Consider the following 13,580-nt stretch of genomic DNA (forward strand, 5'->3'; position numbering starts at 1 on the left):
AAAAACCTCCTAGGCCCTTATGGGTCTTCCATAGAGTTTTCTTAATTCATTCTTGGCCCTTTCTAACGTGCGTTTTCGACTGGCAGAAAGATTCTTCCCTGCCCTATTAATATAAAAATTCAGCATGGACATGGCGGAACGAAAGGGAGAAGTCTTCCGTCTTTTACTTCTATCTGATGATCTTTTTACTGAGGCCGCGATGGCCTTAGCACTTCTTTGCTTAAAGACACTCGGTCTTAAAGACATTGCATTGCTTGTTTCAGTGACTTTTTTAGACCACTTTTTCATAACAATCCCTCTGAACATCCTAGTCCTCCTGATAAAGGTAGAAGACTTTATTTTATATAAAGAGAAGTGAAGCTTTTTACTTTCTCTGGAGAAAGTGATTTTTTAACGGTTGACAAATCCGTACATTTTCCGTAAAAAGTTCTACATGAAACTGAACCACGTTGCAAATAAAATTTTACTGAGTGATACAAAAAAGTTGGTGGGTGTTGAGAGGAGTGCAACCACGAAGTTGCTTCATCACTTAATAGAGATAGAGCGAAGGAAGCTTTATTGCGATCTAAAATATTCTTCTTTGTTCGCTTATTGCGTTCATGAATTAGGTTATGATGGGGCCTCCGCTCAAAGACGAATTGTCGCCGCGAGGGCACTAGCGGAGATGCCAGAAATTGAGCAAAAAATCGAAGATGGAAAATTAAATCTCACGAATATTTCATTAGTGAATCAATTCATTGATGATCCTGTTCAAAAACGTGAAGTCTTTAAAGAGGTTGAAAATTTAACCAAGAAAGAATGCGAACAAAAATTATTCGAAATCACCGGTAAAGAAGAGAAAACAAAAGATAAGCAGAAGCGTATCTCAAAAGACAAAATCCAAGTAGCCTTCGTTTTATCAGACGAAACTATGGCAGTGGTTGATCAGCTTAAAAATCTTCTGGGTAAAGATATGGAGATGGATCAGTTGGTTCAGTTCATGGCGAAGGAAGCCATCAAGTCTGTGGAGAAGACGAAGTTCAAACAAGCAAAACCCCGAACTTCACTTTCTCCAGCGAAAGTGGGACGTGCAATCCCAGCATCTATAAAACGAGAAGTATATGCACGAGATAAAAAATGCACTAATTGCGGTTCCACACGGAATCTCAATTACGATCACATCCTTCCCTATTCATTAGGAGGGCCATCAACGAAAGAGAATTTAAGATTGTTGTGCTTTCAGTGTAATCAGAGAGGAAGGATAAGAGCGGGGCTCATGGCCCCGCCACCTGGATAATTAAAAAATATCGTCGATATTGTTAAGAAGCTTTTCTGCTTTTCTTTTTTCAAGAATGTTTTCCGGAGTGATTTCAACCGGACCATTTGGAGCAGCAATCACTTCTTGCAGTTGCTTTTTGAATTCTTTCTTGTCGTCCTCTTCTACACAGTAGAGTTCGGCAAAAAGAACTTTAGTACCAAGATATTCTGGGGCCATTTCCATGGCCTTCTGGAAATTCTTTTTACTTTTCTTCATATCTCCACCGGCGATACGAGGAGCAACGGCATAGAAGCCGCCCCAGTAACGAGGAACTGCACCATGATAGAAATTAGGACGAAGAGATTCAACTTTCTTAATCATCGAAACGATTTGATCTTTATACTTAAGGGAGGACATAACGCCGTTAAGCTTTGCCCATTTTCCTCGAGAAGCGGCCGTCCAAAAAGTAAGAGGAACTTCGCGATCAGTAAGTTTCTCAATGGCACCTTTGATGTCATCTTTAGCGCGCTTTTTGAATTCAGGATTTGTTGACATCCCTCTTTCGCCGTACTCAATCGCCTTCTCAAAGTTCTTCATTTTAAGATCTTTGTTATCAAGGTGAAGTTCAGCGAGAGTGAAATAACCGCGAGCGAGATATGTAAGAAGTTCAATGTTTTCTGGATCGGCGGCAAGGGCCTGTTCAAATTTCGAAAGGGACTCTTCAAGGCTTTCTTGAACGTCACGCTTTTGCCACAAACGAAGGGCCTCGGCCTTCATGAGATTGCCTTCAGCAGAAGTCAGATCTTTTTTAGGGGCCTGGGCAAGAGCGAAGTTACAAAGGAAAAGGGTCGCAAGAAACATTTTAAGCATAGTTATCCTTTTGAAAAACTTATGCTTAAAGTTTACCTATTTCCGAAGCGCGCGGAAAGACCTAGTGTGTATTGAACATCGTACTCATTTTCGGCATTGCGGATCATAGTGGCACCCGCATTGAGCCCCAATAATGAGCTGAAGGCCAGTTGAAAACCAGCACCCGCGTAAGGATCAACTCGAAGTGGGTTATCGTGAGTCTCTGAGACTCCTGCTGTTGTGACCTTTGTTTCTCCTTGAGAAGCTCGTCCACCAGCACGGAAATAAACTCCGATAAACTTGCCCATAGGAAGAGTCGAGCGGAAACCAAGACTCAGACGTTGAATCGAATCTTCAACAGTTTGATCATTGGCCGAATAGTCTTTGCGAGAAAGGGCCTGAGTGTACTCGGCCTCCCCAGAAAAGGCCGTGATCCCATAAAGCACTCTTGCCCCATAAGTGGCGCGAGTCACATAGCGGGCCGGCTCTGGATATCGGACTAAAGTAGTCTCTACACCATAAAGTGGCTCGAACGTAAGCCGAGAATCGGCAGCGAAGGCCTTTGAGAGAAATAATGCGAGAACGAGAATCAGGAATTGTTTGATTGAAATCATAAATGATATTCTAAGCTCGGGATGAAAAATATGAAAGTCATGGTCTTAAATGCCCAGGATCTATTTCTCTTTATGGACAAGCACGATCATTCTGCGAGTCCAGTCACTGAGCTTACTGAAATTAAATGGCAGCTCATGAGTTCTAGCCTGTTCTCGAATAAGTCCAAGGAAAAATGCTTAATGCTCGCTAATGCGATTAAAGACGCAGAGGCAGATATTGTGATGGTCACTGAAGTGGGAGGACCTGAGTCTCTTGCTAACTTTGCTAAGTATGTTTTGAATGATGAATACCTGGCCCTGAGTCTTCCCTCAAACTCTGATCGTGGAATTGATTTGGGTTATCTCATTAAGAAAAGTCTCGCTTACAAAGTGGATATTCATACTCACATTGATTATCCCCTGCCTCTTCCGGCAAAACGTTTTTCCCGAGATGTATTGAGGCTTGATTTAAAGGCCAACGACAAAGCTCAGATGATTCTTCTCTTGGTTCACATCAAATCAAAGCTTGATATGAGTAAAACTGACTTTGAAGGCCGCTCTCGCCGCGTGCTGGAAGTAAAAGGACTCCTAGAGATTTATCAAAACTTAGAGCGTCTGCATCCAGATGTTCCAATCCTTATTGGTGGGGACTTTAACGGTCACGCAGGTGAAGAAAATACTGAGGAAGAATTTAAGTCCATCTATGAAATGACGGACCTTAAGGACATTGCGTACCTCTCCAATATCCCTCCTGAAGAGCGCTTTAGTTACGTTTACTTTAACCGGGGTGGAAATCGCTTTGAGCAGCAGATTGATTACCTGTTTATTTCAGACAAGTTTAAGCATTTGATTGAACCAACTGAGTGCTACTTCCCTCGTTATAAGCACTTAAGCGGTGCCCCGCTTCCCATACCTAAACGCATGGAGCACAAGAATACGCTACCTTCCGATCACTATCCGTTTCTTGCGACCTTAAGATTGAACCCATAGCGAAAAACGAAAATCTGGCCTTTTTAAGGTCTTATGTTATTTTACCGAAAAGATAATTAAGGCACTTAACCAACTTAACAAGAGGTACCATGGCCCACGAGAAAAAAGACCACAAAGAAAACATTCGTATTGATATCACTGACGGCTTCGCAGTTGAGCGCGCCCTTAAAAAATTCAAGCGACTTTGTGATGCTTATGGAATCGTGAAAGAATACCGCGCTCGCGAGTATTACATGAAGCCTTCAGTTAAGCGTGTAGAGAAAATGGAAGCGGCCGAAAAACGTCGTAAGAAAACAAATTCAAAATCTCGAGGCGGATCTAGAAAGATCTAATATAAAGGCTCCGCAAGGGGCCTTTTTTATTTCTGGCATTTCGTTTGAACTCTATGGTGCTCTATATTCTGCCACACCCTGAAGACCACCGAAGCTAAATCCGAAAATCAGGTTTCCGGTTGAAGGGTCATAATTCAACAATTTAGATAAGCAATTAATGGATGTCGTAGGCCAAGCAAGAGTTGTGATAGTAGAGGTAGCTTCACTCCATTTTTTTAACCTATAATTTCCTGCCACGTCCGCACAGTAGTACACAACCAAACTTCCGCTGGCCCTGGAGGAAGTTACTGAAATAATCGTTGATGCTCCAGGATCGGTGAAAAGTGAGTCGATAGATCCACCTTGGATCAGTTTTCTCACTTTATTGCCACCTCCAGAGTCTGCTGTATACCAAGCATTAGCTACGGAATCATAAGTCATTGGCCCAATATGGCTTGAACCTGGGTAATATGCAGTGGCCAAGGTCGTTCCATCGGCCGGTAAACCTGTCCCATTAAAAAGACCAACTAATCCAGCGAAGTGAGACTGTACTCCAGTAGCAGTATCATAACTCTTAAGCATGTTATCTATGTAACCATTTAAATAGGCCGTATTAACTGTCAAAACGGATGTACTTGAGACCCCTACAATTTTTGGATAATACGAAGAAGTCATCCTGACTGATCCAAGTCCCAGACCATCAGCTCCTGTCCATAATGTAGAACCACCTCCTGCAATATCCACCCACTTTCCAGTCACAGCATCAATCTTCGATATTGCATTCCCTCTACTGTATACAACTTCATCAGTTCCAGGAAGAGTGGCAATGGCACTGGTATTGACCCAAATATCATAAGCAATTGACTGAGTATTAGATGGCGCTGTGGTATTGGGAACAACATTTCTTCCATCACCGGCAAGTAAGGACATTAACTTTGTGGACTTGCTCCATTTCCGGATTCTGAAAGAGTCAGAATCTAAAATGGCCACATCTCCTTGAGAATTGACCGTAAGACTTCTGACTGTACCAAATCTAGCATCAGTCCCTTTAAGACCATCTCCATGGGCCAGATTTTGTCCCGCCAGTGTGATCACATTATTATTGGTATCAAGGGTTCGGATAAGACCGGATTCCATGAAATAAACTTTTCCACTGGAATCCACAAAAATATCATTTAAATTCATCTTGCAAGAATTTGCAGGAGTGCCATCAATACAGTTGCCTCTTCCGTTACCTACAATCGTAGTTATGGTTGAAACATCATTCCATTTTCTTATGTAACCGTCTGATGAGAATACGTACATCCTTCCATCTAAACCCGTGACGATACCGTTAGTAGTCGTTAAATAATTTCCATAAGGAGTGGCCAATGGATCAGAGGGGTTTGCCTGAAATGTCGTCGGGTTAAATCTGGTCGTCACACATCCAGAGTTATAGGCGATACATCCTAAAATCGATACAGTGTTCGAGTTCACTTGATCATAGGACAAACCTAAGATGTCATTACCAAAACGTGTGCCGGTCAAGTCTCTAGAGCTGCTACTCATGTCTCCCACGCCACCAAAGGATCCATGATTTGTTACAAGACTTGTGACAGGATCGTAGGAATAAATGTTTGGTGGAGTAACAGAGTTAAAATTTGCACTGTAATTATTAGGGACAAACCAGACCTTCCCATCTGGCCTTACTTGAAGAAATCCTCTATTCAATGTAGACAGCATCAGGTCTGTTCCAGGAATATTCGTTCCCGAGACATTGGCACCACCCCCAATAATGGTGTTAATGGTCCATGGATTCGTAGAAGTCACAATTTTTCTGATTCTAATATCGTCCCAAAAATAAATGTTTCCTGAATGATCTATGGTGATCTTCGAAGGATTTTTTACTTTAGCAGCGGAGATGGGACCTCCATCTCCATGGGTGCTTGTAGCAGCACCATTTGGAATTAACACCGTATAGAGGCCTGTTAATGGTTCAATGATGGTCAAACCAAAAATAGTATCAATGATGACAATTTTACCATCGGGAAGAACCACAAATTGTTGTGGAAACGGTACTGCCACATCCTTCCTAATTCTAATCATAGCGGATTTTGCAGAGCCATTGATCCCGGAATCCACATTCCCAGCGAGGGTCCTTAATTTACCAGAGTTTAAAAAGTTTCCTTGAGCACTCCCACTAATTAAGTTCGTATTCGTCGCTCGCACTCGGATCGCAAAATAACTTCCGGGGGCCCCTCCACTCCATGTATAACAACCAGTATTTCCATCATCCAAAGTAGTCGCTCCATTATCAGGAGTACATCCACCGTTACTTCCGTTGCTTAAATTGCTTGCGACATTGAGATAGTTTTTTCCGTCCAGAGTATATTCAATGGTCATTGGAGTGGCACCAAGTCCAATCGAATCCGTGGCCTTCCATTTTATGATGACACTTCCTCCACCACTCACGACATAATCATTAGGATCTATAGGATCCAGTGGTGTGTCTGTATTTGAAGCGATAACGTTACTCACAGACGGAGGCGGAGAGGAAGTATAGAAGATGGTGGCCATGTCCATCCCTTCAGTTCCGTTGCCAGAATTAGAAAGCGATGAAACTAAACCAGAGGCATTTTTAGTAAAACCGTAGACAGTGTAGCTTCCGGTCGTAAACCCTAGCTGATAATAAAAATTACTGAAATTAATATTTAAGGCCGGGGCAATCGCAGGAGGATTGGCATTGACTGCTCTCCAACATGAATCTTCTAAAACTGGTTGAACAGGAGAATTTAATTTAAGACAAAAATGAGTGACATTTGTCAGAACATCAGATGCGCCCATATTGACCTGGATGTTTTGCAAGTTCGTCGCCGCTCCTTGCGTGATCGTCAAATTTGAAACACTCGGAGGAGTTGTTTGAATCACAAAATTTTCACTTGATACCTGTGAAGAGTTTCCTACCTGATCAGTGGCCGTTAATCTAAGCTTGGCATTATTAATATCTAGGGTTGGTGCACTCCAGGAATAACTTCCTGAATTCGCCTCTCCGCTTATGAGCGAGCTCCAAGCAGAGCCATCGAAGAACTCCAGATCAATAAGAGTCGTGGTCGTATCAATCACGGTCCAAGTGATGGTCGTTGACAGCCCACCTTTCACAAAAGTTCCGGCCGTAGGCCCAGCAGAAATGACCGGCTGAGTGGTATCAAGAGTCATGCTCACACCATTAGCAGAGCTTGCAATGTTGCCAACTTCATCTCGGGCCCAAACGTAGAGATTTTTTGCTCCATCTCCAGAAACTGAAACAGTTACTCCCCCGCTCGCAGTCGTGCAAAGTTGCCATTCAGGATCACTAAGGGAGGGCTGCACATTTGAATCCTTGACCACAATCTGGGTCGTATCTGTGCAACTGCCAATGGTCATACTCACCAATGGTGAAGAACTCATGGCAAGACTCGTTCTGGTGACTGAAGGAGCAATTGGTGCCAGAGAATCAATCGTAATGCCCGAAGTGACTGTTTCCGATGTGAGTCCAACAGAATCAGTTGCAACAATCTTTAATTTACCAGCGGTGGTATTCGAGAGCGGTACAGTCCAGTTATATGAAGTGGCAGTTGGGGTAAGAGACGACACTAAGGAGTAGCTTACACCATCATCTGCATAATAAAGTTCCAGCGAAGTTAATCCTGATGATGGATCACTTCCACTTAAAGTTAAGGTTTGAGTTGATCCACCCTTTAAAAGATAAGAACTCAAACTTAAGCTTGTCGTCGGTGCTGTTGTATCCAGAACCAAATTCACAATTCGTGGGGAAGAGATGTTCCCCGATGCGTCTCTTGCCCAAAGATAAAGAGTCTTAGCTCCGTCACCAGGAGAAAAAACCACGCTCTCAAGCTGAGACACAGGATCAACACAATCAATGGTGAATTGGAGTGGCCCTGGTGTTGCAGAAGATTCAGTGACTGCCATTTTAGAAAATGAATCACATTCTGAAAGCCCAATCCCGGTATTCAAAGAAAGAGTCACGTTATTACTTACTCGTGGAGAAGGAGTCGATGGGTCAATACTCACAAGAGGTGCGGTGGCCATGACATTATTGATGACATTCACCGTGAAGCTTTTAACATAATAAGGGCGCGTGAGATCAATGTTTCCTGAACCATCATCTTTACCGACATAATAATCAATCTGATGCTGACCCTGCTGATTTCCAGTTGGCGTGAAGGTCCAGTTTTTGGTTGAGGCCACTGTCATCCCATTCAGTCTCCAACGATAAACGAAAGCATAACTCGGATCAATATGAAACGAGCGCGAATTAAAAACCTGAGGATTCAATTCACTTAGATCAGAACTTGGAGTGGCCAAATAGACCTCAGGTCTGGCACTCAAAATAATCGAAGGATCCGTTCCAAAAATTTCAGTAAATTTTGATGAAGGCACAAGATCTGTTGTAATTGAATTTAAGGCGGCAACTGGAGAAGATCCTTGAATGGAATTGATAAGAAGATCCACCTCTTTTCTCTCTGCCTCATTCATCTTTTTGGGAATAATGGCATTAACATTCAAGACCTGGGCAACAAGCGTTGTTCGAATATCAACATCTTGTTTGTCATCAAGATTGGTCACTGGTCGCTCGTACACTTCCCCATTACAACCTTCCACCTTAACGACGTAATTTACTTTTGAAGTATGATCTAAAGAAGATAGATCAAACGAATATCTAGCATCAGATTCAATGAGCTGAATTTTTAGAGGAGCGTCTTCCTGAATCCCACCATCGCTCTCAACTCTATACAACTTTGCGTAAACCGGATCCGTACAAATTGCAGCGTATGCCAGATCTAAAAATGGAAAAGACCGTTTGTGATGAACAATTGATCCAATGAGAGGAGTAATCAAGCCCGAGATTATGGATTGATTTGAGTGATGAAGAGTGACATGGATGTTACACCCATTAATTAGAAATAAAGCACTTAAAACTATTAAACTGAACACTCTCATCGAAATGTTCAATCGGTGTTTAATGATTAAATTGTAAGAGATTCTTTACTTTTACTGCTGACAATAGGTGGTTATCAAAAAATTTAATATTCTTTCTGAATTCCTAAACAAAAAAGGCCCCCAAAGAATCCTTCCCTTGGGGGCCGAAGCTCTGACTCTGTCCTTGAGTCATATTTTTCTTATCTCATTCTTAGAACTGCTCTCTTCTGATGAAGTTTATAGATCATGTTATCAAGTGAGGCCTTTTGAGATTTCGAGCCTGACTGTGAACGGTAATCAAGTCTTACAGAACCACGAGCTTCTTCAGCTTGGATGGCGAATGTAGAGGCTTGGGATGGCATGAGCTTGTTAAGATTAACGATTTTCGAAACATCAGCAACCACTGCGATACCACTCTTACCAGCACCTGCACCAGTGAAGATACCGGCCGTACCAACAACGTCACCAGTGTTCACGATTGGAAAGAAGTTTAGCCCTGGAAGTGATTGTCCAATTGAATCGAAAGCTGAAATAGGAACCGCAACACCAATGGCAGTCACAGTTTCAGAAAGAGTTAGATATACTTTTGCACCACTACCGATGTTAATCGCGATAGTTGGGTTATTTGCAATCATAGGAATCATATTACCATTTGGAAGAGTGGCCTGAGTCATATTCACATCAGCAACTTCAGTGAGGTTCACAGAAACTTTTAATTGGTTCTGGCCCGAGAAACCAGAGATCAATTCCAATTGACCGATCTGAGTTTGTCCACGGGGATGAAGAATAGGAAGAGAAACAGAAGCAAAACTCATGGCACCGAGATTCAGATCAGCTGCAAACGACATCCAGACATCATTGTCTCGAGTTGTTGTTTCAACTTTTACACCTGAAAGAACGTTGGAAGGAGCATTACCGCACGAAACGACGAAGATCGACAGCACCACTAGCGTGATAAAACGTACTACGGAATTTTTCATGGAGATCTACCCAAACGAGACTTAGTCTCTTAGATGATAACAACCCGGCTCTTCAACAAACGTCCAACTTGAAAAATACGTGCAACCGCAGGATTAATATCGGAATAATTCGCTGCGTAATACTAGCCGGACTCTGAATTTTTTACAAGTAAAAAGTTGAGTGGACAGATCGGACGGGCCTGGGCCATTCTGCTAACTGTATGAAAAGCTTAAATTTTTACTTCGATTTTTTGTCTCCCTTTAGCTACTTTGCCTGGCATAACATGCAAACCCTGGCGAAGGAATTGAACCTCGTTGTTCACTACAAACCAGTGGCCTTGGGCCCTCTTTTGAATCACTGGCAGATCAAAGGCCCAGGTGAGATCACTCCTAAGAGAGAGTTTCTTCTTAAGCAGTGTCTTAGATACGCAGCAAAGTTAAACCTTCCCTTCACGACTCCTAAAACTCACCCTTTTAATTCACTCTACGCTCTTCGCTTGAGTCTTAAGGGTGTGGCAGAACAGGATCAAGCACGAGTGATAGAAACTCTTTGGAAGGCCGGATGGCAAACTCGCATTGATATGGGTGAGCCGGATGAACTCCTGAAGGCCCTTCGCGAAGCTGGTCTTCCCGCGGATGAACTTTATGAGAAGAGTTTTACCAAGGAAGCGAAAGTAGAACTAAAGGCAAACATCAATGAGGCCATTAGCTTTGGTGCCTTCGGGGTCCCAAGCTTTGTCGTAGGAGATGAACTCTTCTGGGGCAATGATGCACTTGAGGCCATTCGTGATTACGTTCTAGGCAAAGATCCACTTGATCGCGCGAAGTTCGCAAGTCTTCTGGCAGAAACACCAAGAGCAGCAGCACAAGCATTATGAAAAAACTCATTCTTCTTTCACTCCTGACTTTATCGGCCCATGCAGTTGAACTGAAATTCATTGGACCCTGTGAAGAGGGCTTCATCATGAAGACCCAGGTGACAGAAGATTTTCCGAACGTGGGCGAACTCACTATCGCTACCCTTTCAAAGTTCAAGATCCCTTTCAAGGGAACGTCCGAGGGTCTGGCCAGCGCTTTTGAAACTCCGACCGGAGAAGCAGCTATTGAGAGAATCTCAGAAGTTGAGTATCGCGCTTACGGCTGGTGCTTCTCAATTGATGGTGAAGCTCCCGATTTATACCCCCATCAGGTGCAGGTTACCCCTCTTACCAAAGAAATAACTTGGACTTTTGGTTTTGCTCGCTACTATAAAGGGGAATGGATCACTCAGTGTACGCCGGCCTTTAAAGTAAAGCCGGTCTTCCTATGCGAGGACAAACCGTAGTGATCCGCTAAGGATAATATGGCCCGTGCCCAGACAAATAAAATCGATCTTCTCACAGAACACTTAATTAAGATTATTTCAGAAACAAACGGTATTACTCTCACAGACACGCTGGAGCTGGCGGTGATGGGAGAATCGAAGGACGACAATGCTCTGGTGAAAAAATCACTCCAGGAGTTCAAACGTCTTATCAATGACTTCAAAACGGATGAAGTGGAAATTAAAACCCTGCTTAATCATCCTGTGGCCCATGCCCTTTTTAATTTCTTCAAGCGCTTCCCGAAGCCCTACATTGAAGAACACATTCACTTAACTGGTTCACTGAGTGCAGAGTTTATTCATCCGCACTTAATGAAACTTTTGAAGGGCCCAAACAAGCAAGTGTACTTCGACATCATCAACAAAGTGTATGGCGAAGGTACGGCAGAAAAAATTGAAACGGTTGAAGACGTTGATAATCTGGTTCGTCTGAAAGAAGATGAATTCTTCGATCGCTATTTGAAGATTCTTCTTCTTCCAAAACTGATTCTAACTACAAAAGAAATGCACGCCGAGGCCGCTTACCATATGGCCTCAGAACTTTATAACAAATTCAACGTGGGTATGATTCGTCTGAAGTTCACGCTCTCTCGAGCAACTTCTGCTTCGGATGAACAGATTCCAGGTCTTGAGAACCTTAAAGAAGAAGACGTGGTGCTTGGTCTTTACGACGGTTACATGCGCTTTAAGAAAGAAGTGCCTGACTTTGATTTCGTGCTTTCTCCATGCTTCCGTAAAGAAGCAAATTTCTTCGATGCTTCAAAGTTCGCGACCAAAAAAGAGCACTTCCTTCAGCAGGTAGATGCGATCCTCGACATCATTGAGAAGTATCCATTCCTCTGTCCATACCTATGTGAAGTAGACACTGTAGGAAGCGAGAAAGATCTTTACCGCAAGGGTCACTTTGCGGAAATGCAGCAGGGTTTTAGAAAACTTCATTTCAAAGGTTTCTCTATCCGTTCCCACCACGGTGAAACGTGGCATACATTGAAGAAAGGTGTGCAAGCGGTGGATAACGCTCTTAACATCTGGCACATTGATACCCTTGAACACGGCCTTTCTCTCGGGATTAACCCGAACTACTATTTCCACTCTCTTTACCGACGCCTTGTGATTGATAATGAGCGCGGAGGAAAAATTAAAGAAAACTCTTCGGACTGGAAAGAGCTCATGGACATGGACTGGCGCGAGCACACAAACATCCGTGAGAAACTTTTTAATGGTGAGCCGCTTAACTCAAATGAGAAACGTGAATTCGTTAAGGTCAAGTTCCACACGGCCCGGGAAGTTGAGCACTACCAACACGACGTTCTTAACCGAATGATCAATAAAGGTGTGAGTCTGGTGGCCCTGCCTTCATCGAACAATAAACTCACAAACAGCTTTGAAGACTATAAAGATCACCCGTTCTCTTGGTGGGAAAAGAAAGGTCTTAAACTTGGAGTGGGAACAGATAACTATGTGACTCTGAATACGAACTACATCCAGGAACTCTTAATTCTTCTTTTCACAGATCCAGATAATCTTAAAATTACCAAGCTTTTAATGGTGGCCACTGGTGAAACCAAGCGACCTTATCTTTCGCAACTTCTGTGGAAGATGCGCGGTTAATAATTTCTAAGAAATGCTTTAATTTCAAAATGTCTGATGGGGAGGTACTTCTCCCCTTCTTTCATAAATTTCTCTTCTTTAAATAGTGTCTTAAAAAACTTCACGTCTTCTTCATTTTCTCGATCGTACGGAAACATACAGGCCACAGGTCGATCTACTTTTTCCGTCATCGTATGAGTGCGATCTTTATACTTAAAGGTGTACTCCATGTACTTAGGATGAACCATACGAGCACTGACTTCGATGGGAACCTTATCCGCATCATAAAAAACATTCGAGGTCTTTTCCGGAAGACTTAGAAATGAAACGTATTGAGGATTGTAAATGGTATGCCCGTTTTGAACAGTCACTGGAATTAAGCGTCCCATCGAAACATCCACCGGAATTCCAGGAACAGTTTCCTTACTAAACTTATCTAATTCAAGTTCTTCATACTTCTCTTCAATCACTCCTTTAATATAGGGATCACCTTTAATCTCAAGGCAGTTATCACAGCGCTTACTTAACTCCACCGTGGTTGGTTGAAGCTGTTTTTTAATCATCGCAAACTTCATCATGAGACCTTTAGCGTGAGTTCTATAAACAGCTGCCATATGCATCGCCTGATGAGTTGAAGGAAAGCAAATGTCCTTAGCGGAGACGCTTGTGAGTATGAAGAATGAAAGGATAAAAAAACGCATCTCCCGATTATAAATCAGGAGATGGTCT

At 42.8% G+C, this 13,580-nt stretch carries 12 protein-coding genes; 6 read left to right on the forward strand and 6 right to left on the reverse strand.

The features are described from left to right. Positions 1 to 9 precede the first annotated feature (9 nt). A complete protein-coding gene (locus tag ACJVC5_RS18210) occupies positions 10 to 288 on the reverse strand; it encodes a DUF3175 domain-containing protein (RefSeq protein ID WP_408096973.1) in 279 nt (92 codons plus the stop codon). A 145-nt stretch (positions 289 to 433) separates the two neighbouring features. Between ACJVC5_RS18210 and ACJVC5_RS18215 the strand changes: the two genes are divergently transcribed. After that, complete coding sequence (locus ACJVC5_RS18215; protein WP_408096974.1) at positions 434 to 1,276, forward strand: HNH endonuclease; 843 nt, start codon at positions 434 to 436, stop codon at positions 1,274 to 1,276. Here the strand turns inward: ACJVC5_RS18215 and ACJVC5_RS18220 are convergent, their stop codons facing one another. Continuing rightward, positions 1,277 to 2,107 carry a TRAP transporter TatT component family protein gene (locus ACJVC5_RS18220; RefSeq protein WP_408096975.1) on the reverse strand — a complete coding sequence of 277 codons (831 nt, stop codon included), beginning with the start codon at positions 2,105 to 2,107 and terminating at the stop codon, positions 1,277 to 1,279. Positions 2,108 to 2,139: 32 nt separating this feature from the next. After that, positions 2,140 to 2,700: a hypothetical protein gene (locus ACJVC5_RS18225; RefSeq protein WP_408096976.1), complete on the reverse strand. Its 561-nt coding sequence runs from the start codon at positions 2,698 to 2,700 to the stop codon at positions 2,140 to 2,142. Positions 2,701 to 2,730: 30 nt separating this feature from the next. Here ACJVC5_RS18225 and ACJVC5_RS18230 point away from each other — a divergent pair, with 30 nt between their 5' ends. Further along, the gene (locus tag ACJVC5_RS18230; RefSeq protein WP_408096977.1) at positions 2,731 to 3,669 is read left to right on the forward strand and encodes an endonuclease/exonuclease/phosphatase family protein; all 939 of its coding nucleotides are present in this window, start codon (positions 2,731 to 2,733) and stop codon (positions 3,667 to 3,669) included. A gap of 89 nt (positions 3,670 to 3,758) precedes the next feature. Beyond that, the gene (gene rpsU / locus ACJVC5_RS18235; RefSeq protein WP_408096978.1) at positions 3,759 to 4,001 is read left to right on the forward strand and encodes a 30S ribosomal protein S21; all 243 of its coding nucleotides are present in this window, start codon (positions 3,759 to 3,761) and stop codon (positions 3,999 to 4,001) included. 51 nt (positions 4,002 to 4,052) lie between these two features. On the opposite strand, the gene ACJVC5_RS18240 is transcribed toward rpsU, so the two are convergent. Further along, positions 4,053 to 8,858 (reverse strand): hypothetical protein, encoded by a 4,806-nt coding sequence (locus ACJVC5_RS18240; protein WP_408096979.1) that lies wholly within the window; start codon positions 8,856 to 8,858, stop codon positions 4,053 to 4,055. A gap of 281 nt (positions 8,859 to 9,139) precedes the next feature. Further along, on the reverse strand, positions 9,140 to 9,919 hold the full coding sequence (locus ACJVC5_RS18245; protein WP_408096980.1) for a hypothetical protein: 780 nt from the start codon (positions 9,917 to 9,919) through the stop codon (positions 9,140 to 9,142). 200 nt (positions 9,920 to 10,119) lie between these two features. On the opposite strand from ACJVC5_RS18245, the gene ACJVC5_RS18250 reads away from it, so the two are divergent. From ACJVC5_RS18250 to ACJVC5_RS18260, 3 genes are read left to right on the forward strand one after another with little or no spacing between them, the layout of a single operon-like run. Next, positions 10,120 to 10,776: a 2-hydroxychromene-2-carboxylate isomerase gene (locus ACJVC5_RS18250; protein ID WP_408096981.1), complete on the forward strand. Its 657-nt coding sequence runs from the start codon at positions 10,120 to 10,122 to the stop codon at positions 10,774 to 10,776. Then, the gene (locus ACJVC5_RS18255; protein WP_408096982.1) at positions 10,773 to 11,222 is read left to right on the forward strand and encodes a hypothetical protein; all 450 of its coding nucleotides are present in this window, start codon (positions 10,773 to 10,775) and stop codon (positions 11,220 to 11,222) included. The genes ACJVC5_RS18250 and ACJVC5_RS18255 overlap by 4 nt, the downstream gene beginning before the upstream one ends. Before the next feature lie 18 nt (positions 11,223 to 11,240). Then, positions 11,241 to 12,872, forward strand: coding sequence for a hypothetical protein (locus ACJVC5_RS18260; protein WP_408096983.1), 1,632 nt, complete (start codon positions 11,241 to 11,243; stop codon positions 12,870 to 12,872). Here ACJVC5_RS18260 and ACJVC5_RS18265 read toward each other — a convergent pair. Next, on the reverse strand, positions 12,869 to 13,552 hold the full coding sequence (locus ACJVC5_RS18265) for a hypothetical protein (protein ID WP_408096984.1): 684 nt from the start codon (positions 13,550 to 13,552) through the stop codon (positions 12,869 to 12,871). The genes ACJVC5_RS18260 and ACJVC5_RS18265 overlap by 4 nt on opposite strands. Positions 13,553 to 13,580 lie beyond the last annotated feature (28 nt).

Origin of the sequence: Peredibacter sp. HCB2-198, from assembly GCF_045999315.1 — a bacterium.
Classification (GTDB): Bacteria; Bdellovibrionota; Bacteriovoracia; order Bacteriovoracales; family Bacteriovoracaceae; genus Peredibacter.